Annotated in this window: 1 protein-coding gene; it reads right to left on the reverse strand. The window is 61.3% G+C overall.

The window, feature by feature from the left end; all coding sequences use genetic code 11:
• Nucleotides 1–224: 224 nt before the first annotated feature.
• Nucleotides 225–1,241 carry an IS110 family transposase gene (locus XI08_RS09980; RefSeq protein ID WP_271574282.1) on the reverse strand — a complete coding sequence of 339 codons (1,017 nt, stop codon included), beginning with the start codon at nucleotides 1,239–1,241 and terminating at the stop codon, nucleotides 225–227.
• Nucleotides 1,242–1,248 lie beyond the last annotated feature (7 nt).

Raw genomic sequence — 1,248 nt, forward strand, 5'->3', positions numbered from 1 at the left:
AACTGCTGACGTATATCCGGCTTCTTGATGCGGCTGGACAACGTCTCCGCCGCGAGCCTCGATGGTTTTCGCCCGCTTCCACCTCAACGGCCCCGAGACATCGGCGCAAGCCGTGCCGGTCCACACATCAGGTTCGGGAAGCGACGGGGGTGACCGTTTCGCCATCTCCTGCCATTTGTTGCAATTGCCGGGTGAGACCTCCTTTCCTTGATTGCCGCTTCGCTTCAGGCCGCCTTCACCGACAGCGCCGGCTCATAAGCCGCGTCGCCTGTGAGCATAGCCCACACGATCCGCGCATTCTTGTTGGCAAGAGCCACGGCCACGACATTGGGATGGCGCCGTTGCCGCATCTTGCCGAGCCAGAGGCTTCGCGGATCCTGCTTGCCAGTAGCCCGGCTTAAAGCGGCGCGAGCTCCGTGAATCATCAGCGTCCGCAGGTATCGATCGCCGCGTTTGCTGATGCCGAACAAGCGGGCCCGCCCTCCACTGGATCGCTGCTTTGGCACCAGGCCAAGCCAAGCCGCGAACTGTCGGCCGTTCTTGAAACAGCTTCTATCGCCCACGGCGGCGATCAAGGCTGTTGCCGTCACAGGTCCGACGCCTTCGATTTTGCCGAGCCGTTGGCACTGCTCACTCGTACGGAAGATTTCCCTTATCCGCCGGTCATGGGCTGCAATGCGGGTATCAAGCTCGGATAACTCCTCTTGCAATTCCCTCATGAGCGCTCGGAGCATCTCGCCGAGGCCGTCATTGATGCTCCCTACAATGACAGCGAGGCCGCGCCGCAGCTGCGCGATGTCACGGGCAATGACAATCCCATGCTCGGACAGCAGACCGCGAATCTGGTTGACGAGCCTGACCCGGTCGGCGACCAGGCGCCGGCGAATGCGGTGGACGGCCTGTACCGCCAGCTGATCGGTTGATTTCGGTGGTACGAAGCGCATGGACGGACGGCCGACCGCTTCGCAAATGGCTTCCGCATCGTTCTGGTCGTTCTTGTTCGACTTGACGTATGGCGTCACGAACTGAGGGCTGATCAGTCGGACCTGATGGCCAAGCTCCGTGAGCACGCGAGCCCAATAGTGTGCCCCGTTGGAAGCCTCCATGCCGACCAGGCAGGCCGGTAAATTGGCGAAAAAGCCGGCCACCGCATCGCGACGCAACCTCTTTCGCACGACGACTTTCCCGTGGTTGTCGACGCCGTGAACTTCGAAGACATACTTCGCCAGATCTAGACCTATGCGAACG

This window comes from Bradyrhizobium sp. CCBAU 11361, assembly GCF_028128935.1.
Lineage (GTDB): Bacteria > Pseudomonadota > Alphaproteobacteria > Rhizobiales > Xanthobacteraceae > Bradyrhizobium > Bradyrhizobium niftali.